This window comes from Synechococcus sp. BA-120 BA3 (genome assembly GCF_034931285.1).
Lineage (GTDB): Bacteria > Cyanobacteriota > Cyanobacteriia > PCC-6307 > Cyanobiaceae > Cyanobium.
This window is the reverse complement of sequence record NZ_JAYGHZ010000252.1, coordinates 11,172-35,580: the sequence shown is the minus strand read 5'-3', so window position 1 is coordinate 35,580 and position 24,409 is coordinate 11,172. Positions and strand designations below refer to the sequence as shown.

The 24,409-nt window shown below is 52.8% G+C and carries 18 protein-coding genes; 11 read left to right on the top strand and 7 right to left on the bottom strand.

Annotated features, from left to right (window positions below; genetic code table 11):
• Nucleotides 1–532 precede the first annotated feature (532 nt).
• The 9 genes from VB737_RS08405 (at nt 533) to VB737_RS08365 (ending at nt 12,228) form a co-directional block, all read left to right on the top strand.
• Nucleotides 533–1,288 carry an SDR family NAD(P)-dependent oxidoreductase gene (locus VB737_RS08405; RefSeq protein WP_500312414.1) on the top strand — a complete coding sequence of 252 codons (756 nt, stop codon included), beginning with the start codon at nt 533–535 and terminating at the stop codon, nt 1,286–1,288.
• A 5-nt stretch (nt 1,289–1,293) separates the two neighbouring features.
• Nucleotides 1,294–2,241 carry a phosphoglycerate dehydrogenase gene (locus VB737_RS08400; protein ID WP_500312413.1) on the top strand — a complete coding sequence of 316 codons (948 nt, stop codon included), beginning with the start codon at nt 1,294–1,296 and terminating at the stop codon, nt 2,239–2,241.
• A complete protein-coding gene (locus tag VB737_RS08395) occupies nt 2,238–3,017 on the top strand; it encodes an MBL fold metallo-hydrolase (RefSeq protein WP_500312412.1) in 780 nt (259 codons plus the stop codon). Before VB737_RS08400 ends, VB737_RS08395 begins: the two co-directional genes overlap by 4 nt.
• Nucleotides 3,014–3,946, top strand: a complete 933-nt coding sequence (locus VB737_RS08390; RefSeq protein ID WP_500312411.1) for a glycosyltransferase — start codon at nt 3,014–3,016, stop codon at nt 3,944–3,946. The genes VB737_RS08395 and VB737_RS08390 overlap by 4 nt, the downstream gene beginning before the upstream one ends.
• A complete protein-coding gene (locus VB737_RS08385) occupies nt 3,943–4,650 on the top strand; it encodes an acylneuraminate cytidylyltransferase family protein (protein WP_500312410.1) in 708 nt (235 codons plus the stop codon). Before VB737_RS08390 ends, VB737_RS08385 begins: the two co-directional genes overlap by 4 nt.
• 118 nt (nt 4,651–4,768) lie before the next feature.
• Nucleotides 4,769–5,470, top strand: a complete 702-nt coding sequence (locus VB737_RS08380; RefSeq protein ID WP_500312409.1) for a class I SAM-dependent methyltransferase — start codon at nt 4,769–4,771, stop codon at nt 5,468–5,470.
• On the top strand, nt 5,470–7,173 hold the full coding sequence (locus VB737_RS08375) for a glycosyltransferase 61 family protein (protein ID WP_500312408.1): 1,704 nt from the start codon (nt 5,470–5,472) through the stop codon (nt 7,171–7,173). The genes VB737_RS08380 and VB737_RS08375 overlap by 1 nt, the downstream gene beginning before the upstream one ends.
• On the top strand, nt 7,166–7,909 hold the full coding sequence (locus VB737_RS08370) for a class I SAM-dependent methyltransferase (protein ID WP_500312407.1): 744 nt from the start codon (nt 7,166–7,168) through the stop codon (nt 7,907–7,909). Before VB737_RS08375 ends, VB737_RS08370 begins: the two co-directional genes overlap by 8 nt.
• A 26-nt stretch (nt 7,910–7,935) precedes the next feature.
• Entirely contained in the window at nt 7,936–12,228 is a 4,293-nt protein-coding gene (locus VB737_RS08365; RefSeq protein ID WP_500312406.1) for an FkbM family methyltransferase, read from the top strand.
• A 117-nt stretch (nt 12,229–12,345) separates the two neighbouring features.
• Here VB737_RS08365 and VB737_RS08360 read toward each other — a convergent pair whose 3' ends face one another.
• Nucleotides 12,346–14,058: an FkbM family methyltransferase gene (locus VB737_RS08360; protein ID WP_500312405.1), complete on the bottom strand. Its 1,713-nt coding sequence runs from the start codon at nt 14,056–14,058 to the stop codon at nt 12,346–12,348.
• Nucleotides 13,995–15,302 (bottom strand): hypothetical protein, encoded by a 1,308-nt coding sequence (locus VB737_RS08355; protein ID WP_500312404.1) that lies wholly within the window; start codon nt 15,300–15,302, stop codon nt 13,995–13,997. Before VB737_RS08355 ends, VB737_RS08360 begins: the two co-directional genes overlap by 64 nt.
• On the opposite strand from VB737_RS08355, the gene VB737_RS08350 reads away from it, so the two are divergent.
• Nucleotides 15,280–16,368 (top strand): hypothetical protein, encoded by a 1,089-nt coding sequence (locus tag VB737_RS08350; protein ID WP_500312403.1) that lies wholly within the window; start codon nt 15,280–15,282, stop codon nt 16,366–16,368. The genes VB737_RS08355 and VB737_RS08350 overlap by 23 nt on opposite strands.
• Nucleotides 16,365–18,653 (top strand): glycosyltransferase, encoded by a 2,289-nt coding sequence (locus VB737_RS08345; RefSeq protein ID WP_500312402.1) that lies wholly within the window; start codon nt 16,365–16,367, stop codon nt 18,651–18,653. Before VB737_RS08350 ends, VB737_RS08345 begins: the two co-directional genes overlap by 4 nt.
• 3 nt (nt 18,654–18,656) lie before the next feature.
• On the opposite strand, the gene VB737_RS08340 is transcribed toward VB737_RS08345, so the two are convergent.
• Genes VB737_RS08340 through VB737_RS08320 form a run of 5 tightly spaced genes read right to left on the bottom strand, consistent with a single transcriptional unit; the run spans nt 18,657 to nt 24,408 of the window.
• A complete protein-coding gene (locus VB737_RS08340; RefSeq protein WP_500312401.1) occupies nt 18,657–19,607 on the bottom strand; it encodes a hypothetical protein in 951 nt (316 codons plus the stop codon).
• A gap of 27 nt (nt 19,608–19,634) precedes the next feature.
• Nucleotides 19,635–20,498 (bottom strand): phytanoyl-CoA dioxygenase family protein, encoded by an 864-nt coding sequence (locus VB737_RS08335; protein ID WP_323243356.1) that lies wholly within the window; start codon nt 20,496–20,498, stop codon nt 19,635–19,637.
• Nucleotides 20,498–22,525, bottom strand: a complete 2,028-nt coding sequence (locus tag VB737_RS08330; protein WP_500312400.1) for a glycosyltransferase family 2 protein — start codon at nt 22,523–22,525, stop codon at nt 20,498–20,500. The genes VB737_RS08335 and VB737_RS08330 overlap by 1 nt, the downstream gene beginning before the upstream one ends.
• The gene (locus tag VB737_RS08325; protein ID WP_500312399.1) at nt 22,518–23,717 is read right to left on the bottom strand and encodes a KpsE/RkpR family capsule polysaccharide export protein; all 1,200 of its coding nucleotides are present in this window, start codon (nt 23,715–23,717) and stop codon (nt 22,518–22,520) included. Before VB737_RS08325 ends, VB737_RS08330 begins: the two co-directional genes overlap by 8 nt.
• Nucleotides 23,707–24,408: an ABC transporter ATP-binding protein gene (locus VB737_RS08320; RefSeq protein WP_323243353.1), complete on the bottom strand. Its 702-nt coding sequence runs from the start codon at nt 24,406–24,408 to the stop codon at nt 23,707–23,709. The genes VB737_RS08325 and VB737_RS08320 overlap by 11 nt, the downstream gene beginning before the upstream one ends.
• Nucleotide 24,409 lies beyond the last annotated feature (1 nt).

Genomic DNA, 24,409 nt, shown 5'->3' with positions numbered 1-24,409 from the left:
GGAACGAGCTGTTGCCTGCCTACCTGCGGATCTATAACGGCCGCAGGTGCCACATGGCCCTGGGTGGCCTCACCCCCCAACAGCGGCTCGCTCAGCTGCAGGCATGAACAACCTGGTGGGAAAGCACCGCTAGGCGAGCATCGACGGACGGTAGCCGACCCAGTTCTCGACAATATGCCTTAGGGCAATTAATGAGCGCAGCGCAAAGGTACAAGTCATGCTAAAGTCACCGGGATTCGAAATAGGTCTTCTACAGTATCCCTTTTTCTGATAAAGATGGCGACTGCAGCTTCTACTCGGGTTTCCAGCGTCTGAATGATTTGGGCATGACCATGATCCATGAACCCGGCCAGAACCACTGTTTTCACTGCGATCTAGGATGATGCAGGCCTGGTTGATCAGAGAGCGTGCGCTGAACTATTCACGACAGGCCCGAGGGATTATGCTTGCCAAGACACATTCTGAACTGGGCCTGGCAGTGCAAGACAACTAGCGCCTTTTGCACCGTTGCACACGAACAGGTAAGAACCCGATGACGAAAACAGTGTTGGTGACTGGTGCTGCCGGAGCCATCGGTGCTGGCCTGGTGGAGGCTCTCGCTGAGGATGGCTGGGACGTGCTCGGATCCGACCACCCAGCCACACCCCCGGAAGCCGATATCCGCCAGCACTTCCGAGGCTGGATCCCCGCCGACCTGGCGTCCCTTAGCCAGGAGCCAAATCAACTAGAAGCCTTCAAGGCTGCTGTGCTCTCCGCTACAGAAGGTGCAGATGTTATGTCGATTGTGCATAACGCAGCCCTGCAACGCCTGGCCAGCTTTGAACAGCTCTCCGCAAGCGACTGGCATGAAACAATGGCAGTCAACCTCCTGGCACCTGTGGCGATCAGCAGAGCCCTGCTTCCCGAGCTCAAGCGCCAACACGGTTCGATCGTGCACATCGGCAGCATCCACAGCCAGCTCACCAAGCCTGGCTTCACGGCCTATGCCACCAGCAAGGCAGCACTGGCTGGGCTCACGCGGGCCATGGCGGTGGAGCTGGGGGGATCGGTGCGCGTGAACGCAATTGAGCCGGCGGCGATCGCCACGCCCATGCTCGAGGCCGGCTTCGCCGGCGCCCCTGATCTGAAGGCCCAGCTGGAGGCCTTCCATCCCACGGGCGCCATTGGCTGCCCCGCGGATGTGGCCCGCGCCGTGCTGTTTCTCCTCGATCCAGCCAACAGCTTCCTCAATGGCTGCGTGCTGCCGCTGGGAGGCGGGATCCACAGCCGCCTGCACGATCCCGCTTGAACCCCATGGCAGCCCATCGCGTCCTCGTCACCTGTCCGCCGATGCTTGGCATGCTGGAGCCCTTTGTGGCTCCGGCACGGGAGCTTGGCCTGGAGCTGGTACCCGCCGAGGTCACCCAGACCCTCAGCGAAGCTGAGCTGATCGAGCTCTTGCCACAATTTGATGGCTGGATCATCGGCGATGACCCGGCCACGCACCAGGTGTTTGAGGCGGGCCAACGTGGATCCCTGAAAGCGGCGGTGAAGTGGGGCATTGGCGTCGACAACGTGGATTTCAAGGCCTGCGAGGCCCTGGGCATCCCGATCATCAACACGCCGGGCATGTTTGGCGGCGAGGTGGCCGATGTGGCGGTGGGCTATGTGATTGCCCTGGCCCGCCACACCGTGGAGATTGATCGGGGCGTGCGCGCGGGCAGCTGGCCCAAGCCACGGGGGCTCTCGCTGGCAGGCCGCACGGCGGCCGTGGTGGGCTACGGCGATATCGGTCGCAACACGGCACGGCGGCTACTGGCGGCCGACATGGCGGTGATCGCCTACGACCCGTTTGTGGAGGCCAGCAGCCTGGAAGCTGGCGTCAGCCTGGCGCCCTGGCCCGAGCGGCTGGGAGAGGCGGATTTTGTGGTGGTGAATTGCGCGCTCACCGCGTCGAGCCACCACATGCTGAATGGCGATGCCTTTGCCGCCATGAAGCCTGGTGTGCGGGTGGTGAATGTGGGCCGGGGGCCGGTGATTGATGAGCAGGCGCTGATTGCGGCGCTCGCCAATGGTCAGGTGCACTCGGCGGCGCTGGACGTGTTTGAGCAGGAGCCGCTGCCATTGGATTCGCCGCTGCGCAGCCATTCGGCCTGCATTTTTGGCTCGCACAATGCGTCCAATACGGTGGATGGTGTGGAGCGCACCAGCCACAGGGCGATTCAGCTTTTGGCGGAATTTCTTAAGGAGACAACAGCATGAGCACACTCAACAAGGCCCGTATCGAGCACTTGGGCCAGACGGGCCTGAGGATCGACATCGGCGATCTCACGGTGTTGGTGGATCCTTACCTGAGCAATTCGGTGCAGGAGTTGGAGGCTCCTGATCTGGTGCGCCAGGTGCCAATCCCATACCAACCCGAGGAGCTTACGTCTGTGGATTGGGTGTTGATCACCCATGACCATATGGATCACTGTGATCCCCACACGCTGCCGGCCTTGGCACAAGCCAGCCCGAAGGCTCGCTTTGTAGGTCCGCTTGCCGTTCGCCGGCAGCTCGAGCAGTGGGGAATTGCTCAAGAGCGGATCCTTCCTACGCCAGCAGATGAGCTGGATCTGGGTGAGGAGCTCACGGTGCAAGCCATGCCAGCAGCCCACCCCAAGATCCGACTCGATCAAAACGGCCAGCTCCTGGCCGTGGGCTATCTTTTTCGTCGCCAAGATCAGAATCTCTACTTGGCTGGGGATACGGCCGTATGCGATGAGCTGCTCGCGGCATTGAAACTCGCTGCACCAATCGATACAGCTTTGTTGCCCGTGAATGAGGATAATTTCTTTCGGCGACGCATGGGCATTGTGGGCAACATGAGCATCCGAGAAGCATTCGGCTTGGCAGCCGAAGTGGGAATTGAACAGGTGGTGCCCGTTCACTGGGACATGTTTGCTGTCAATAGCACGAGCCCAAAGGAAATCGAGGCGGTTTACGAGAGCATGTCGTGGCCGTTTGAGCTGATTGATGGCTCGATGATCCATCTATGACCAAACCAGATGTTTCGATCATTATTCGCACCTTGAACGAGGAGCGCTATTTGCCTGAGCTGCTCAGCAGCATTGCCAGCCAAAAGTCAGCCTTCTCGTTTGAGGTCATACTGATCGATTCAGGCTCAACGGATAATACCCTCACAGTTGCCGAAAACTACAATTGCCGGATTCTGCACATCAGCCGCGAAGAGTTTTCATTTGGCCGCAGCCTGAACCGTGCCTGCGAAGCAGCCCAAGGCATCTATTTGACCTTTATCAGTGGTCACTGCATTCCGTGTGATCATCATTGGCTGCAGAATCTTGTTCAGCCACTGGCGCAGGGCATTGTTCAGTACTGCTATGGTCGTCAGATAGGGGGTCCGCAGACCTATTGGAGTGAATGCCAGATCTTCGCCAAATACTTTCCAGAAGAAAGCTCTCTGCCGCAGCAAGGCTTTTATTGTAATAACGCAAATAGTTCCATTCTGTCAGAGACATGGGCTCGCTATCGCTTCGACGAAGAACTGACAGGGTTGGAAGACATGCATCTTGCCAAACGCTTGGCGGCAGACAAAGGGGCAGTTGGCTACAACGCAGACGCTAGTGTTCACCACATCCATCATGAAAATTGGCAACAAGTTCAGCGGCGCTTTGAGAGGGAAGCCTTAGCGCTGCAGCAGATTTGCCCTGAAGTGATCCTGAGGCGTCGCGACTTATTGCGCTATTTCAGTCGAGGCGTGATCCGCGACCTAGCGGCGGGCTTGCCGACAACATTGACCTCAAAAACCTTTCAGCAGATTATTTGCTATCGCTATCATCAATACATTGGCAGCTATCGCGGCAATCACCTTCACAAAAAAATGAGCAGCGAGCTCCGAGAGACTTATTTTTATCCTACTCCTTCTAAAGGACAGCCTTTGACAAACAAGTCTTACTCAAAACTATGAAGCCTCAATCAGAGCGAATTATAGCTTTGTTGCCCATGAAGGCCAACAGCGTGAGGGTTAAAGGCAAAAACTTCAGAGATTTCTGTGGTAAGCCCTTGTTCCGCTGGATCCTCGACACCCTGCTTCAAGTCAAAGAGATCGACCAGATCATCATCAATACGGACGCTCGCCACATCCTTGCCGAAAACGGCCTGATCGATACCGACCGCATCACCATCCGCGACCGCAAGCCCGAAATTTGCGGCGACCATGTATCCATGAACCTAGTGCTGGCCGATGACGTCGCCAACGTGCCCGCGGACCTCTACCTGATGACGCACACCACCAACCCGCTGATGAGTGCCGTCACCATTCGTAAGGCCATCGGTGCGTTTATGGATGCCAAAGCTGCCAACTCTGCAGACTCGCTCTTTACTGTCGATAAGGTGCAGACTCGCTTCTACCGCTCTGACTGTAGTCCGGTGAATCACGACCCAGATAATCTCATCCCTACCCAGGAGCTGGAGCCCTGGTTTGAAGAGAACTCGAATCTATATCTGTTCACTGCCGAGAGCTTCGCGAAGACCAAGGCCCGCATCGGCAAGCAGCCCATGATGTACGAAAGTCCGTACTTCGAGTCCATTGATATCGATACCCCTGCCGACTGGGACTTCGCCGTGGTTGCTGAGCGCTTCATGCAACAACAACAGAAGGCAGCCCAATGAAAATCTTTGTCGCCTACCCCTCCCATGCTGTATTATACATATGATTTAAATGTCGCTGGTTAGCGTTGCCTACGATTGAAGCGATTGCATCACTCTCCCCAAGCTCAGGAAAAGCACTATGTTTGATTTCCTAAAAAAGAAGGATATTTGGGACGCTTGTTCCAAGGGTTACTTAGACGAGATAAAGTCTAAAAATATCTCTTACCAATTAAAAACCGCTCAAGACTTGTCGATTTATCGACTTATCAGGAATTTACATGATCTTGATATTGCTGAAATTGGCGGTGGTAACTCTAGAATTTTGGAGCGCTTAGCGATAAATAATCGATGTGCAAATATTGAGAAATTCGAAGGGAAACATTTGGGCCCAGCTGAAGAAATAAAACTTGCTAATGTGCGTAACATAAATTCTTATGTTGGTGATTTCGATGCTGCGATCTCAGATAGTCAGTTTGATGTAATTTTCTCCATCTCGGTTGTTGAGCACGTCGAGACAGAGCGGTTAAATTTGTTCTTCATTGATTTACTGCGCATGTTAAGACCAGGCGGTAAATTTTTTCATGCCATTGATGTATACCTGCAAGATTTCCCCACAAGCAGCACTCTTGAACGGGTAAAGATATATCAAAGCTGGGTTCTAGATAATGAGTATGCTATGCCGGTTGGCAATGTATTAACCAGTGAAGTTAAGTTCACTACAGATATGATATCGAACCCTGACAACATTTTATATGGATGGAATACGTTAGTACCAAGCTTGGTTCGGGTAAGAGAAGCCAGCCAAAGTGTATCTCTAATTGTTGCAGGGATGAAGCTCTGATGTCAATAAGAAGTTTCAATGATTTAAGGATCGCGCCATTCAGCGCTTTACTTGATTCACAAATTGGTTTGCCTGACCATCAAGGTGGCCCCGATTTTGATAATTGGGATTATGAGATAGAGACAAGACATTGCAGGTATGGGCGTTCGCCAATCGACACTAAACCGAAGCCTCCTATTAAAGATCCTGAATATGTAAAGGGGGAGTTTGGGTATATTGGACCATGTTGTCTACACTTTGGACATCAGGTTGCTGACTTCTCAATGAGAATACTACCAACACTCGCCACTGGATTTGAAGGGAAGCTAATAGTCGGCACGAAGCAATCTGGTCCATCCGAATTTCATGAAACCCCAACATTCTTTCGACAAATAATTTCCTGGTTTGATATTACTTCTGAACGCATTCTATTGCCAAAAGCTGATTCAATATTCGAAAAAGTTTACATCGCACCTCAAGCTGAAACAATTTTTGGACCCGTGCCATCAACGGAACATTTAGAGACACTGACTGAGCACTATTCAAAAAAAACTTATCCTTTAAAAGACTTTGAAGAAAAGAGCGAGATAGTTTATATCTCAAGGACCCGAATTGGACGCGGAGTATTTGCAGGCGAGGCGGCACTTGAGGCCTATATGAAAAGCATTGGAGCTCGTATTATATTTCCAGAGCTAGAGGATATTTCGAAGTTACTTAAAATATATAATGATGCTGAATATATATTCGGTGGCGAGGGCTCTGCTTTTCATTTATTACAGTTTTTAGGAAGTCAAGTAAAAAATGTTGTCATAATTAGAAGGTCAGCTGACAGCAATTTTTGGGGTCATGATTTTATTCGTTGCAGATGCAAGAATCTACAATATATAGACGCCGTGATTGGTGGCATATCTGGGCGTGAAGATGGTAGGTATCGTGAAGAGGGATTAGCTTTGTTGGATCCAGATAGTTTGTGTAAACAGTTGGGTGATATACTTCCCGTGAATGAACCCATGAATAAAACCCGTTTTGAACAAGCTGAAAAAGAGTCTTTGTACTGTTGGCTTATGAATTATTGGTATAATTCTAAAACTTTTGATGCAAGCTCCTTGGATATTATCATTTCTGAGGCAAGAAAAGCAAATATCCTCATTAAATCTGAGGTAATAGATGTGGCCAGGACAAAGTATTCAGGTACTCTCTCAGATTCTTTAAAGAAGGTTGTAGTAGAACGGGATCCAAGTACTAATTTGGCTACATATCAGCTTAGAGCTGCCGTTATCTTAGGATTGTCTGGAGACAAAATTGGTCTAAATATATTAAAAGATACGTTAGAAGTAAAAAACAACACTTGGATTGATTACGGACAGGTAGCGCAAGCCGCATATAGACTATCAGAGCATGAGATTGCCCATAAGTCTGTTGTAAAGGCACTGGCTGGTTCCATCAACCAATTCTGGCTATGGGAACTTCAAGCTCACATTTTATTATCCATGAATGATCTGGAGGGTGCTAAAAAAAGTGCGATGATGGCTCTTTCAATTGACTCATCAAGACCTGATACTCTATTTCTATTATCTATGACATACCACAGAATGGGAAATCTCGAACTGGCACTTTTGGCAATCAATGCTGCGCTTAAAATTTCATCTAAGCCTCATTTCACTAAATTAAGACTATGTATTGAAAACCTATTAAACACAAGAGAGGACTTGCATCATGTTTGATAATCAACAGGAGAAAGTATCTCATGCGAATAGTAGTTCTTCTTTTAAGACGCATACCTCTCGAAGAGTTACCAAGCTTGTCGACATCTTGTCCGCTCGGACATATTTAGAAGTTGGAGTTTTTGAAGGGATTACATTCAATGATATTCGCATCGAGAAAAAAGTCGCAGTCGATCCCTTGTTTAGATTTGATACTTCTATGCATAGTATTGTAGATCAGGTGGAATTTGTACAGAAACCTTCTGATCAGTATTTTCTTGATTTGGCATCTTCTTTGAAATTTGATATTGTCTTCCTTGATGGGTTGCATACTTATCAGCAGACGCTAAGAGACTTGCTCAATACCATTGCCCATTGCCATGACAAGTCAGTAATAATAATAGATGATGTTTGGCCTGTTGATATATTTTCATCATTGCCTCAATCACTTGATGCACATGAATTTAGACGGATGTCTGGTGGAAATAGCCTTGCTTGGCATGGGGATGTTTATAAAGCAGTTTTCTTCGTACACGATTTTATTCCCTGGCTTAATTATTGCACCATTGAAAATGGTGGCAATCCTCAGACATTGCTTTGGCATTCACCCAGGAATAGTTTTACTCCACGATTTAATAATACTGAGATAATTGAGAGATTAGGCTATGTAGACTTGCACAGAAATAAAGACATTATGAATTTTGTATCTGAGAGTCAAGCCTTTACTTCGGTAGAGCAAGCTCTTTGTGGGACATAACACCATTTCTTGACAATTCTTTGGCCATGAAATTTACGCCGCTTCTAAGCATTGCCATTCCAGCATATGCCCGTAAAAACGAGCTTATTCACGCAATTGAACACTTTATAAGCCAAATATCAGGAAAGTACGATAATGAAATTGAGATATTAATATCAGACGATCATTCGCCAGACGATGAACTTTCAGTTGTCCGAAGTAAGTATGCCGAGAAGTTTGAATTTATTAACTATGTGCGTTATTCTAAGAATATTGGACTTGAAGCCAACCTCATTGCCTGCGCTCAATCTTGTTCCGGGGAATTTCTTTGGATATTCGGAGATGATGACTTTCCCGAACAAGAGTGTTTCGATACTCTTATGCCAATACTACGGGCTTCTCTATCTGACTTTATTATTTTAAACCGAACAAGAAGAAGCTTTGATCTATCAAAGATTATTTCGGATAACTGGATGAAACTGGATCCCAGTAAGACTTACGCTTTTTCTGGGTTGCGAGAATTTTGTCTGTCCCATGGTTTCATAAGCATTATTGGATTTATATCCGTAAATATATTCAGACGCAAACCGTTTATGGCTGTTGATGCGTCTAAGTACATGGGTACCATGTACCCACAATTGGGAGCTATGGTCGAAGCATTTCATAATCGCAAGACCCTGCTTATCGGTCGGCCACTCGTCTGTCACCGCACACAAACGGCAGAGGAAAAGCGTGCAGCATTAGGCAGCAAGGCTGGTGAAGCCGATTTCATGGCCGACATCAAGCGACGGAATGCGATCTATTTCAGTCACCCCTACATTCGCATGCTGGCGGAACTCATTCGACTCGGGGCATTCCAGGTGGCTGATATTGTTAAAATCCCTGAGAATACGGTTATCAATGGCTTACTCATCGACTTCCTGATTCAGACGGTTAAATTAAGTCGAGAACTTGATATCAAAGTTGAGCAGAGCGACTGGGTCGCTACTCGTGAGTTTTTCGATGATTTGCCACTAGATACGAGCAGGCGCAAAAATGTTGCATCCGCCTACCCCAACGAGGATTTTGCATTAATGGCCGGTTCTAAAGTAAGCGCTAAAGAGAATGGCAAAAAGAAACTGACTATTTCGGTTGTCTCACCCAGCTTTAATCAAGCCGAGTTCCTTGCCGAATGTTTGTCATCGGTTCAGCAACAGACCTATGCACCAATCGAACACCTGGTATTTGACCCGGGCTCGACCGATGGCAGCAGGGAGATTGCGGCTGGATTTCCACATGTAACCCTGTTCGCAGAATCAGACGCCGGTCAGTCAGATGCTTTGAACAAGGGATTTACTAGGGCTAGCGGCGACGTCATTGCCTGGCTGAATTCAGATGATTGCTTTGCACATTCGAGTGTTTTCGAAAGTGTTATTCAGAGGTTCCATGCCGCTGATTCCCCCGACATTGTATACGGTCGAGGCATCTATACCAATGAAGCTGGAGCAAAACTTCGGGATGTGTATATCAACAAGGATCCATCATCCTTGATCTGGAGATTCCAGCAAGAAGATGGGATTCTGCAGCCAGCGCTTTTCATGAAGCGGAGCGTGATTGAGCGCGTCGGCCTCTTGCGCAGCGATCTCCATTACTGCATGGATTATGAGTATTGGATCCGTTGCGTAAAGGCGGGGATGAAAATTGTGTACCTCGACGAGGATCTTGCAATTGCCCGCTATCACAGCAATAACAAGACCTACGGGATGCGCGGGAAAAGCTACTCAGAAGTCTGCGACATGATGCAAGAGCATTTTGGCTACGTAAATCATATCTGGATTAAGCGTTATGCGGAGTTTCTTGCCGAAGGCCATGATGGCGTGCTGGCGCATGCAGGAAATTCCGGCGTCAAGGATGAGTCCAATTTGTCCAATATCTACCGCAGTCTCTTGCTTGCCTATAACGGATCGCATGACACGTATCAGCTGCTGGCAAATGGGGCCGCGCAGAAAGGGACGGGCGACACTCTGCGAGAGATGAAAACGCTTGGCATCGCACCCATCGTGCCTTGCAAGCAAATTCCTTTGGATCAGGCTCTGGATCCAGGTTGCGTTGCATATACCGTAGGCCCTCGACGTTGGGCTTTCGATGCGAAATGGAAGGCAGCACAGATTGCTAAGACCCATGAGTTTTTTCGTGAGCGTATTGCCAACAGGCGTAGCGAAACTTGTGTGATCGTGGGTAATGGCCCGAGTTTGAATAAAACAGACTTGTCGCTTCTGCAGGGTCAGGATGTCATTGTTTCCAACAATGTATTTCTGAGCAGCGAGCTCCTGAAATATGCAACCTATTTCACCGTGGTTAACTATCTGGTGGCGGAGCAGAGCAGCCCGCATATCAATCGCCTGGATGGTGCGGTAAAAGTGCTGCCGTATTGGATGGCGTATTGTTTGAATCCTGGACCAAATACTTATTTCGTAGATGCGGTGGGCCGCCCTGAGTTCAGCAAGGACATCTTCAAGAACATGTCATGGCGACATACCGTGACATTCTTCAATTTGCATCTTGCCTATGGCCTTGGCTACCGCAAGGTGATCATGATTGGCTTTGATCATAACTATAAGCAGCCAGAGGGAATTGTAGAGCAGGAGGTGATCCAAAGCTTTGAAGAGGATGAAAATCACTTCCATCCCGGATATTTCCGCGGCAAGAAGTGGCAGGCGGCTGACGTCGATATGATGGAAGAAATGTATCGGCTTGCCAAGGAGGCATTCGAAGAAGACGGACGGTCGATTTTTAACTCCACTGTCGGTGGCAAACTTGAGCTGTTCCCCAGATTGCCATTGGAACAAGCGCTTGCTACTGATTGTAGATGGGATGCTCCTACTTCTGTACTTGGTCCATTTGCGCGGGAGCGGCATGCTCACTGGGATGAAACGGATGGTGTGGCCAACCTGTTCCAGCACGCCCTTAGCGGCTCAACAATGATAGACGTTGGCGCCCATCAAGGAACGGCACTAGCACCGTTCCTTGATCGTGGATGGCGCATTTTTGCTTTTGAACCTGACCACAAAAATCGTACAAAACTGCTCCACCGTCTTGCCAATCACATAAACAAGACTCGGGTTACGCTTGATACTCGCTGTGTCAGCAACAAGTCGCAAAAGGGCGTTACTTTTTTTAACTCAGATCAAAGCACCGGCATCAGCGGCTTGTCCGCCTTTCATGAAACGCACGTTGAAGCGCAAAAGGTCGATATCACGACTTTGACAGAGTTCTTCCAGGAAAAGCCATTACCGGAAGTCGATTTCCTCAAGATCGATACCGAGGGGTACGATCTCTTTGTGTTGCAGGGTTTTCCGTGGGAACGCGGCACGCCGGCGGTGATCGAGTGCGAGTTTGAAGATACCAAGACAGTGCCCCTTGGCTACACCTTTCACGATCTGGCGCGCTTTTTGGCCGACAAAGGTTACACCGTCTTTGTGAGCGAGTGGCATCCGATCATTCGCTATGGCATCCGGCACGATTGGCGGCAGTTGATGCGCTACCCCTGCGATCTAGCCGATCCGCAGGGCTGGGGGAATCTGTTGGCCTTCCGGGATCCTATCGATCAGCAGGCGTTGATTGAAGCGGTGAAAAAGGTGCTGAAAGTCGGCGGTGCCGAGTCTGCGCAGAAGCCTGTGCTTCAGTCCAAGCCTCCCGCTCCTGCAAAGCCTGCAGTGGCTATCCCAGTATCAGCCGCAAACACTGGCTTCCACTTTGAGCCGGGGAGCCACTTCACCTCAATTGCCCCAAACCAGTGGCGCTTTACCGATGATGCAGCCAAACAGAAGCTCTGGATAGCCGCTATGGTCTCACCGAGTTCTACAGCAGGGCGCACCTTTGGCGGTACCTTACGGGTGATTGCGGATAGGGCAATGACGATTAATGTAAGTATCGGGCGCCATGGCAAGACAGTGTACGAAGGCGCGACAAAGAGGGTGGTTCTTGCACCTGGTGCCCCTCAGACAGTTCAGCTTAATAAGCAGTTCAAAGGCGACCATGAGGCACTCAAGCTCCAGGTGGAGGTGGTTGAGTTAACAAATGGAGACTCAGCAGAGCTGACCGTTGATAAGTTGGGACTTAGCGAAACGCTGGCAAGCATTCAGGAGCGGCTCGACTCCAGCCACTTGAATCTGTGCACTGCCAACCGCCTTTTCCGCGAAGGAGATGTCACGACGGCGCTGGGTATTTACCTTTGGCTGAGTCAACGGCATCCGTTATCAATGTATGTTGATAATATTGTCAGATCTGCCAAGCAAATTGGTTTCTCTTGGGTTAAAACTCCAGGCGACCTCAATTGGTTACTTGATTCTGACGGCTAACCAAGCGCAAAGCACTCACACTTGACACAGCTTACTGGTAGCCAAGTCATCACATTTCATTCGCATTATTTGCTTGTTTTTAATCTATCCCACTCATCTCTGTGTCGACAATCAGGTTCATGAGCTCAAGCTGTTTGGCGCTTCAGCAATTTTAAGAGGCAATTCGGAATTTGGCGGTGTCAAATAGAGATCGACCCACCCCATGCATTGGTGATTGAGAGACTTGACATAATCTACAAAGCAGGTTGCTTGACATGCCTCAATTGGTCTCTTGAAAACTTCTTTTAATCTCGAATTCCATGGTGTCCGTAACGGTGCCTCAAAAACCCGGAAGTTTACGCACAGCCATTCAAGCTCGCTGATAGGAGAGAATCCTTGGCTCTCCATCCAATGCGGCGCAAACTCGCAGCGCACCATCCAGTTGCTGCGCCTAGAAAGTTCTTTGAAGCCCGACCTTATAACACTCACATCAAAACCCTGTGTGTCAGACTTGATAAATAGTCGATTGGGTCTTGGAACTGATCCCAGAATCTTGTCCAGGCTTGTGACGGGAACAATCACTTCTTGCCAGTTCTTCTGAGCTACAACTCGATTGTCCTGGGTCGAGACAGGATTAACGCCAATCGCTGTCATGCAGTCCTCTTGACTTGACACAGCTGCCTGGACTATCTCTACCCCGCAGGCAGGTGTGATTTGCTTCAGGTTTGCGCGAAGGATTGGAATCAGCCGAGGGTCCGGCTCAATTGCAATTAGCCTCTTGGCGCCTAGACGGGAACACAGCGTGGCAGCTGTATACCCATAATTCGCCCCAATATCGATCACAACCTCTGGTTCAAGCGTGTGGCGGATCAGTCGCCAAAGCGGTGAGACACTGTCTTCTTTATGTCCCCTCTGTTTATAATGATCTCCGCCTTGATCTGATACATAAACGGATAGCTTGAACTCATCGATTGATATGGTTTGAACCTTCTCGCCAATCCGATCGAGCCGAATCCAGGGTGGCTGATTGAAGCTTGGCTCTTCGGATTCATACCAGCTTGGCCTTTGGCCTGGGTGAAAGCTGTCATAAGAATCGTTTGTATTGGAAAGATCAGTAAGATCGTCGTTCGTTATCCCATTGGGATCCAAGCCCTCTTCGATCCCTTTCCATGACTTGGAGTCTTCAGGTATAAAATAGAGGTTTAAGGGTCCATGAATATGGGCCAGTCGGTATCCATGATCTCGAGCCAGCTGGCTTAATGCGAGAAGAGATGCGCCGTAGTTCTTATCCCTTTTATACTGATGGCTTGGGTTAAAGGAGAGGCTGGCCGAAGCATCTGCAGGCACATGGCAGTTGTATTCGCAAACCAACAAGGATGGCCGTCGTTTCTGCAGGATCGCTAGCATGCACCAGTAATCCATCCCATCCACGTCGATCACGCAGGCTGCCGGTGAACCGGGGACCCCGCATTCGTCAAAAATCTGATTGATATTCAGGGGCGATACAGATTGTTTCTTCAATATCCACTTCTGGCCATCGTTCCAGGGGTTTCTCACCTCATCCTTGACTGCTTCCGAATCAATATTCAAAAGACTGGCTTGTCTTTCTTGGGCAATACGCCCAAGTGTTCCTCCTCCGAGACTGCGCTGGCCAAACTCAACAAAATAATTGCTCTTGAGATCAAGCAAGCTCAGGAGATGCCTGATGATTCCATCCTCTTGGGTGTCAGGCCCGTCGCAATACTTTAATAAAGGCAGCTGATGTTTGAATTTCTCGATATAGCTATTCATTGCTCTACGCCTCCTTTGAGCAGCACCGTGCCTCGATTGGCGCAGGAAAGCAGCTGCCATCCCTGATCCAGTAACCAGGGCAAAGCAAGCGCTCCTTTACCTGCCCACTGATCCTTCTCCATCCAGGTGTCGTCCAAGCCGAGGAGACCACCCGGGGGGATCAGCCGGGAGCAGTGGCGGGCAGCTTCCAGATGCATGGTGTGGCACTCGGCGTCGTTAATTCCTGAGCCATAGCTCTCTACATACGCTTTCTGTCTTAGGTCTGAATGGCTGGCGTGCCAAAAGTCGTAGGCGTCTAAGTAGCAGGCTGCGATCGGCTTTTCCCACTTCTGCAATTCCTCCTCTCCTTTGCCCGTGATCCAGCTGGCATTGCTCTCCCTGTAGTCACGTTCGAGGGCTTCGATATTGGCTTGGTCTAAGTCGATCCCAGCAAAAGCCAAACCCAGTTCCTGAGCCAGCGCCAACAGCTGCACGGTACTGTTCTGGCCTTCAATGATTTCCCTTGAGCAGCCCACTTCCACAAGCCATGGACGTTCCCCTCTCCAGTTGCCCAACAGCTCAGGCAGCTTCTCGCGGCAGATCTGAATGAATAGGGCATGGCCGTGGGCGCCCTTGCTGCCAAGGCAGTTGTTGATGGCATCCAGCCTGCTGAGCAGTGCCGTGACTTCTTCTTGATGGGCACCCGGGGAGGAATCGGCTGGCACCTCAGCGGCGATGGCCGTTGCCAGCAAGCCAACCATCTCTTCATGCAAGCCAACGGCTCGCTCCCAATCGGCCGAGCCCGTCTGGGCATCCTTCATCAGGCGGCTGGTGTTGGCAGTGGCCACCAGTTCCGCGCAGACCTGCAATCGCTCATCCCCTCCCATCTCAGGGTGTTCCTTCAGCAATCGCTTGAGTCCGTAGCTAGCTGCCACCAACCGCTGCTCCCGCGCCATTTCCAGCGCCATGCCCAGCAGCTGCGCCGGCGTGAGCGCCGACGAACGGATCAACTTGGTGCACGCCTGCCAGCGTTCATAGTCCGCCGATCCCTGCACTTCTGGCTTGATCGCGCCATACACCAGCTGATCCCATACCTCCACCTGCCCGGTGTCGTGCAGATGCCGCAACAGCTGATCCACCACCCCCTTGGTGCTCTCCGGCGCATTGCGTAGCTGCGCCCGCCACAGCCGCACCCCCTCCGCATAGGCCTGCCCCCGCTTGACCCAGTCGTCCGTGGCGCCGCCACCCTCGGGCTCCTTGGGCCAGGCCGGCAGACGGATCCCCAGGAGGGCCAGCTGCTCGGTGAGGGTTGCGCTGGTTGGCATACAGACTCGTAAACTGGCTAAAAGCATTCTCGCAGTGGACTCTCTGGCAATCCAGCGCTGCCTCACGATCCTTGAAGACCGCTACCGCGAGTTGCGTGAGATCGGTGAGAATCGCTTTCAAGCCTGGATGGAGGAAAAAGCCGCTCTGACGCAGCAGGTCAAAGCCAAGACCGAAGCCCTCACTGGCGCAGAGGCCAGCTACGACGAGGTTCAAGCCCAGCTCGCTGGTTGCGCCAAGGAGCGAGACGAACAGGCCAAAGCCACCAACGATCTCCAGCTCCAGCTCAACGCCCAGATCGACGCCCTCCACCAGGCCCAGGCCGTCCGCGATCAGCAGGCTGAGCAGCTCAAACGCCTCCAGGACGACCTCGCACTCGCCAAGGCCCAGCACGACGCCCTCGCCTCCGAGAAGGACGCCGCCATCCACAGCGCCAACGATCTCCAGCTCCAGCTCAACGCCCAGGCCGAAACCCTCCACCAGGCCCAGGCCGTCCGCGATCAGCAGGCTGAGCAGCTCAAGGTATCCCAGGAAGAAGCTGACCTCACCATCCTGCAGCTCCACCAGGTGCAGGAGGAGCTTGAGCGCTACTTCCTGCGCTCTCGCGAACAAGAAGATCTCACCGCCCAGCTCCAAACCAAAGACCAAGCCCTCCAAACCGCAGAGGCAAAAGCCACTGAACTCACCAAGCAACTTCAGCGGGTCAACCAGGAGTTTTACAGCCTTCAGCAGCGTCTTGACCAGCTGAGCAAGTCCCAGAACGATCTCACCGCCCAGCTCCAGATCAAAGACCAGGCCCTCCAAGCTGCAGAAGCCAGAGCCGCTGACATCACCAAGCAACACCAGAAACGCTCTCAGGAGCTTGAGATTGCCAACATGAACATGAAGGAGACTCAGGAAGAAGCCGAGCTCACCCTCGTACAGCTCCACCAGGTGCAGGAAGAACTCGAGCACTACTTCCTGCGCTCACGCGCAGGGGACGAACTGACCCAGGCACAGGCGCACGAACACGCAAGAGCAATGAACCTGCTGGGCCGCATGATCAGGCTGCAGGCCACGGGCCTTTGAACCCGCAGGTTTCGGTGTTGATGCCCTGTCTCAATGCAGGGCCATTTCTTCACGAAGCCATTACCTCGGCGTTGGCACAACCGGAAATTCTTGAAGTACTGCTCGCCGATGCTGGCTCCACCGATGGCAGCCTTGAGCAGATTGAAGAGTGGAGCCATCGTGATCACCGGCTGCGCCTCGTGTCCCGCCGGGATACAGGCCCAGCAGATGCACTCAACCAGGCCTCCGCCCGTGCCCGCGGCAGCCTGATTGGTTGGCTCAATGCCGACGATCTCTACCCCCCAGGCTGCCTGCAGCGGGCCGTGGCTGCCCTGGCCAACCATCCCGACTGGCTGATGGTCTACGGCGAAGGAGAGGAATTTGATGACGCGTCTGGTTTTCTGCGGCCCTACCCCACAGTTCTTCCCTGCGCCGGTCTGGAGGGACAGCGAAACCATTGCGGCATCTGCCAACCTGCCGTGCTCTGGCGCCGCTCCATGGGTGTGCTGCTGGGACCCTTCAACACCAACCTGAACACCGCCTTCGACTACGACTACTGGCTGCGTGCCTTCACGGCCTTCCCCCACCGCATCGGCTATCTCCCCCACCTTCAAGGCCGCACCCGCCTGCACAGCAGCTCGATCACCAGCCTCCAGCGCGGCCTCGTGGCTGTCGAGACCACCCGGCTGCAAGCCACTTACTTCGGATCAGCCAGTGGTCGGAATCTGCACAACTACGGGCTTGAACTCCAGGCCGGTCATGCCCAGCTACCAGCAGATCAGACCCTGTTCCAGCAGATGGACAAAGTCATTGCGCAAGCCAGTACTGCTCTCTCACCCCATGCAGAGGCCTGGCTCCGGCAAACCTGGTGCCCTCAGGCGGATGCACAGCTGAAGGAGCAGCAAGCAGCACAACTGCAGCTCCAGAAATGCCACAGCGTGCGGATTCTTCAGATCGCCCATCCCCAGCTCTGCCTCAAGGCCCCCTCGCCTCCGGCAGGCCCCCATCGCCGCCTGCTGGCCGGCATCGACCAGCATGGGCCGTACAGCTTGTTGTTGCAGCAGGATGACGTGCTGCATCAGCGATATCCCCGCCTGAAGGGCTCCTCACCCTCCCCTCCACAGCCCAGCTCCCACTCACCCTGGAGCGACCGACCCTTTGGCGTTAATTTGATCGGGCATGCTTTCCATGTCTTCGGCGTCGGCGAAGACATCCGCATGGCCGCCCGTGCCTTGGCCGCTGCGGATGTGCCCTTCACCGTAATTGATGTTCCGGCCTTCAACGGATCAGCAACAAACGATCGCAGCCTGGAAGACTTGATCCACCCTGGGCCTTCAGGCCCCTACGCCTTCAATCTCATCTGCCTGCAGCCCATCAGCCATGCCCAATGGCTGCTCCAGAATGGCCTGACACCACAGCAAGGGCACTACACAATCGCCGCATGGCCATGGGAAACCGATCGCTGGCCCCAAGCCTGGGAACCACTGCTTGAGCACTGCGATGAACTCTGGCCCGCCAGTAGTTATATCCATCGAGTCCTGCAGCCGATGGCAGCACAACACGCCATCCCGATTCACACCATGCCCATGGCCGTGGACATCACAGCAACCAATGTGAAAATAAGCGAACAACAACGTCGCACCCTGCGGCATCAATTCCACTTGCCACTATCAGCCACGCTGTTCGTCTACAGTTTTGACTTCAACTCCACCACCATCAGAAAGAACCCCCACGCGGTGATTGAAGCCTTTCAACTCGCTTTCCCTGATCAGCAGCAGCAGAAGGTTGCACTGGTGATCAAGGTCCTTTCCCCATCCCCTGCTAGCCACGACTGGCAATGGCTGCAGGCTCGCCTACTGGAAGATCCACGCATCAAGCTGATCGCAGAAAACCTTGGGCGGGAAGACCTGCTCAACCTCTACGCCTGCTGTGATGCCTTCGTGAGTCTGCATCGTTCAGAAGGATTCGGACGGTCTCTAGCGGAGGCCTTGCAGCTCGGGCTCGCCGTGATTGCTACCGACCATGGAGGCAACACGGATTTCTGCCAGGGGCCACTGGCCCATCCGGTGCCCTGGCGTTCTGTGCCGATTCCCCCCCAGGCCTACCCTCCCGCCGACGAACGGCACCGCTGGGCAGAACCCGACATCGCATCAGCCGCGAAGAGCATGAAAACGATCGCAGCCATGGACGGGGCCCGGGAAGCAGACGTGGCGGAAGCAACTGTGGCTTACAAACAACAGTTTAGCCCCCATAGTGTAGGTGAACGCTATCGGCGGCGTTTGGAGGCCATCTGGCAGCAACCTTGACGGTCAACTCCTGAACCCGAACAAACGGAGCAAGCGATCGCGCTTCCGCCGCGGGCGGCTTGCCTCAAGGGACTGTTGCTCACGCCTCTGCTGCTGGAAAGCTTCCGCACGGCTGACTTGAGCATCAAGGGAATCCAGAAACTGCCTGTACTGCTCCAAGGCCTGCCAGTTCGCCCGCAAATCAGGTGGTGCCATGGCCACTTGGGAAGCATACGGCGACCCGGAAGCAGGATGCATCAATGGCTCAGCAGTGGTAATCTCCGCATTCGCAACACACGGCAGACGAACCGCACCAGCCCCAGGCAGCTGGATGCTGCCTTCGGCGTCAAAGCAGACCTGCACCTCCTGACCTGCCCAGGCAGGAGGCAGCTCGTGCAGCTCGATCTCAAAACCACAGCGCTCCGGAAAGCCCTGGGCGCCCATACCCAGTCGGTAGCGATCACAACGAAGCTCGATCGCAGGCTGGCCGGCAGTCAGCAGCCAGACCTCAATCGGTTGTTCAGAACTCTGGCCGCGCCGGAAACACCAACCCTGGAGAGCATCGCCATCAGGGCTCAGCCCGTCAAAATGGCCCACGGCGCCGCGCACCTGCGGGGCCAACACCGTCTTAAGATGTTCGGCGGTGCTGGAAGGCTGAGGCTGGTAGAGAAGCTCGACAGTAGTGCTTCCATCAACAGACAGACCCAGCAGGCGAGGTGGATCCTCAAAGATCACGGCGGGAAGATCGCCACTCAACTCCAGCTGAAAACCGAAGGTTCCCTCAAGCCCGAGCTTTTGGCAGACATCCTGACGATGCTGGTTAATCAGCGTCCGTCCCAGCAGATGAGACCCTGCCAAAAGACGCACCTCCGTAAGCACTGCATCGTTGCAATGGGCCCAGCCTGCAATCAGGCCTGGCGTGATCGTATCGATGCCTCCGGAGTGCTTGGGCTTTGAACGACGACGACGAGCCACGAAAGTACCCGGCTGGAGTTGCGCCCATTATCCCTTGAAGCAGCCAATCCGGGGGTTCCCCGTGGCCACATCCTGAGGTTGTCGCATGCAAGCACCTCCGTCCGAGAGCCCGAAACTATGCATCGGAGTGGTATAAAGGCAATCGGCAAAGAACATGTGGTTCACTTGGCTCCAACGCGTGCGCTCACGGTTCTTTACCGGGAGCCCGCCGTGAAGCAGATTGGCATGCCAGACCAGAACTTCTCCCTGCCGGGGCAGGAAGGTTTTGGGCTGGAAGCCCTGCTGCCGTATCTCTCTCCGCCAGATGGGCTCGAAAAGCCTCTGCGGGTGCGGTTCAGCCGCAATCTCCGATGGAGTCATACCCTCAGATTTAGCGCTACGATAAGGTAAGCGATGGCTACCGGGGTAGTACACCAAGGGACCTGCATCTTCATGAACATCCTCAAGGGCCATCCAGACTCCACACATGAATCCATGGGGGTAACTATGGAAGTGCACAGCATCACTGTGGAAATGCTGCTGGCTACCCACTGGAAAATTCAGCGTTTGGAAGCAAAAGGGCTCACGTCCGAAAAGAATACCGAGAAACTCCAGGACCACCGGATGCAGGGCCAGTTCCCGCACAGCTGTGCATTGATTCCAGCCATCCTGCAAACGTAGATTCTCGGCGCTGCCAGTTCGCCATCCCTCAAGATAAAAATGAGTGGAAAAAGAGCGACGAATCTCATCCGCTCGCTCTCGGAAGGTCGCGTCCGCCAAATCCAGCAAACAGAAACCCTGCTCCGCCATAGCTAGGGCCTGTCGGCCATAAGGTCCGAAAACTCCATCAGCCACCCGGTCACCAATATCGGGCAGGTCGATCAATGGGATACTCACTAAGTCGAGACCCATCACCTCGACTCCCGCATTGGCTCAGCACGCCGCAAACGAGGAGCCGGCCCATCAAGACGGAGGGAGAAGTTCTCCTCCTGGAGGCTGAGCTCAGGATGGTAATAGGGATCTGCTTCAAGTACGAAACCCCAGCGCTGTTTCATCACCTCACGCTCCTTGTGCCACTGGCTAAGGGCCTCGGGTGTGATCGGTGCTCCCCGGCTCTTGGACTCATGGTGCACCAGCACAGCCTCAGGACAGTAGAGATTTCTATAGCCCGCAGCCCTCGCCCGCAGGCAAAGGTCAAGATCGTTGTAGGACACATGCAGCTTCTCGGCATCAAGGCCCCCCAGCTGTTGAAACAATGAACGGCGAATCATCAACGCGGCTCCCGTGACTGCACTGAGATTCTGGGTAAGGTGGACACGTAGCTGATGACCAGCTTCCGATGCTGGCTGATACTTATGACTGTGGCCTGCCACACCCCCGATGCCAAGGATGACGCCTGCATGCTGCAACGTGCCATCTGGATAAAGTAGCTGAGCTCCCACACACCCGATCTCCTCCCTCAGGGCTTGACCTGCCATAACTTCTAGCCAACCATCATTCCGAGCTTCAATGTCGTTGTTCAACAACAACAGAAGCTGCCCTTGAGCAACGGCAGCCGCCGAATTATTGAGTGCCGAGTAATTGAACGGGCCTGGGCAACGTAGAACCTTCGCCCGTCGCGTTGTCTCAAGCTCCCTCAGAAAGTTGAGTGTGGATGTCTCTTCACTACCATTGTCAACCACCAACAGCTCAAGCTCCAGCCGAGTTCCAACCAAGGCCAACACAGAACGGAGGCACGGCTCCAGAAGCTCTAACCGATCCCGTGTAGGCACGATCACACTCACAAGAACGGGACTGTCCTGGAGGGGCCAGAACAGCCGATGCCCTCCGCCTGCTCTTGCCTCAACCACAGGACTGAGACCGTGACGCTCGAGGTGCCGTTGGACCATGGAAGCGGAAGCATCGTCTCCTCGGCCGGTGGGCCTGTGGTGGCTCAACACCTCCGGCCAATGCCAGATCTGCTCCGAGAGGCAGACCTGGGACAGTTCCAGCAACAGGCCATAAGGGGTGGGTTCTTCGCCGCTTACGCACAGCCGCAGTTCCGCTTCCTTCAAGCGATCCGCCCGTACCCAAAAGCAACGAATGTAGTGGGGATCGGTGAGTAGCAGATCGGGATTCCAGGCAGGTTTCCAGTTAGGCGTGTGTCGTACGCCTTGCGCAGAAAGCAAATCACTGTCGGCATAGATGAGCTCAGCCTCAGGTACCTCTTGAAGCAGCTGGGACATACGTTCAAGCGCGTCAGGAGCAAGACAATCGCCATCTTCCAACACAACCCACCAGTCAGTCTCGTCTAAGGCCCCCGGCGACCAAAACTGGAAACGTATCCGGCGCCATGCCTCTGCAGACGGCTTCAGTCGTGAACGGCGGGGCGCCTCCACCTGCTGAATCCAAGCGGCGTAACCCTGGCCGTCAACCCGACGCCGGGCAAGGAGAGCATTGTAGTCAGCCCAGATGCGTGCATGGCTGAGCATGCGGTTGCTGCCAATGACCCTGCCATAAAGACCATGACGAGTGCGTAGATGCCTTGCGACACGGTAATGGGCCCTCGGGGAAAACAGCGGCTGATATCGTAGTCGTAGCTCTTGGATGTCGCCATCAAGGTGAAAGAAACGAAGCTTCAGGTCCTTTCTGCCGCGGCTGGAAATACGAATCAAACGACGACGTTCGAGGCCATTGGTGACCTGCAGGGACTGAACAAATGGCTCTGTGCCACGGCTAAGCTCGATCCGGTAGCGATGCTGCGGTCCTTGCAACAGAATTCCCAACCGATACCAGCCGGGTTGCAAAGCGGAGTCACTGATCCAAGTCGGGCAGTCAACTGAGTCCAACCATCGTCCAGGCAGCAGCTTCCAGCGACTAAAGAACAAGGCAAGAGCCTTTCGCCTCCACTGCCGACCGGTTCCACCGTGCCTAGCCAGATGAAGGATCAGCTTACTCACGATGGCTGTCTTGGACCCCTAAGACAAACTTACCCAGACTTAAGCCCACCAAAGCAATAGCAGCAACAGTGAAGAATCCGCGGAGGCGCCAGTTAAATGCAGGCGAATCAGGAAGAAGAGGTGCAGACAGAATGGCCATGAATTTCTGCTGTCGTTGTGTATCAACACGAGCTTTCTCGGCAGAGATGAGTGCTGTTTTGTAGAGGTCTGCAGCAAAATCGACAGCTGACTGGTACTTGAGAATGTCAGCCGCCTTACGATTGAGGTTGCGGCCAGAGCCTTGGCGCGACACGAGACCTTTGCGTTCAGAATCAATGAGACGCTGGAGTTCTGCAATTTGGTCAATAACGGCCAAGAGATCAGGCTCATCCTTACTCTTGTATTGCTGCTCAAGAGTAAAACGCTGGAGCTTCAGCTCTGCCAGTTTCATCTCTAAACCTCCAACAGAGTTGGCCACAATCCCCGCCTCAACTTTGGGGTCAATCACCTCTGTGGAACTTTGGAAAGCAAGCAAGCGTTGCTTGGCTTTGTCAAGCTGTGCCTGAGAACTGGCCAGTTCCTTTCGGGCGAACTGTAGTTGGGCCTCCCCAATACGCTGGTTCAAGCGATTGACAAACTGTTCGCTTTGCTTCAACAAGAAATTATTGAGCTCATAAGCGGCTTTAGGAGACAATCCGACAGTGGTAAGAGTGATAACCCCAGAAATCTCATCCAGTTGAACCTGTACCTGCTTCTGAAAGAATTTGAGCCGATCTTGACGATTTGCACCACTTGGCAAGCCTGCAAAAAGGTCGGGGGAGAATCGTGCATATGCAGCATCAAAATCATAGGTTTTGAGCAGATCCTCCAGCACCTGCGGTGAGGTGAGGTAAGTGCGTAGGTATCGCGCATCTTCCAGAGAGTTCTGACTAGAACCTGCAAACAATCCAGCTAAGCCGCTGGTAGCGCCGCCACCGAGGGAGATGTCTTCCGCGGACCGGCGTACGACATAGCTCGACTCCACGGCATAGCGATCGCGTGCAATTGCAAAGAAATACACTCCGGCCAGCACTATGGGCACAAGTACCAACTGAAGCACAGACCGCTTCTTTAGCCAACCCAGCAGATCAGGTTTCTTTGCCCGAAACTTCAAATGAGTCTGGGCATGATGAAAAGCCTGAATTGTTTTTTGCCTGGCGACGTTAAGCTGCATGAGATAGTTCCGCAGTATCAGGTGGAAGTTCAGCCAAGAGACTCTTGGTATGAATATCTATCGCCTTCTGAACATCATCAAATTCCAAGACCTTTCCTGATTCCAGCAAGAAGGCTCGGTTGCAATGAATCTTCAACCCCCACAGGTTATGATCAACCATCAAGAAGTTTGCGGTTTTCTTTCGTTCCAGCAAAAGCCTTTTGCTCTTTTCTCGAAATTTCTGGTCTCCAGCTGCCGTGATCTCATCAATCAGATAATAATCAAATGGGAACGCCATCGACAGTCCGAAGCTCAGACGAGACTTCATCCCTGAAGAGTATGTCTTGAATGGCCGATCAAAATAAATACCAAGCTCTGCGAAGTCCTCAACAAACTTGATGCGATCTTCAAGGTCACGCCTCTCCCCGTAAATCATGCTGACGAATGTCACATTTTCCCGCCCAGTCAAACTTCCCTGGAATCCACCCTCAATTCCAACAGGCCAGGAGATCGTTCCATCACATTGAATCGTACCCTGATCAGGAACATCAATCCCACCGAGCAGCTGTAGTAAGGTGGATTTTCCGGCACCATTGGCACCGATGACAGCGATCGATTCATCACTGCCTATCTCAAAGCTTAAGTTATCGAGGACCCGCTTTCTCTTGCCTTTATACAGGTAGCTCTTGGTAAGCGAATTGACGCGAATCATT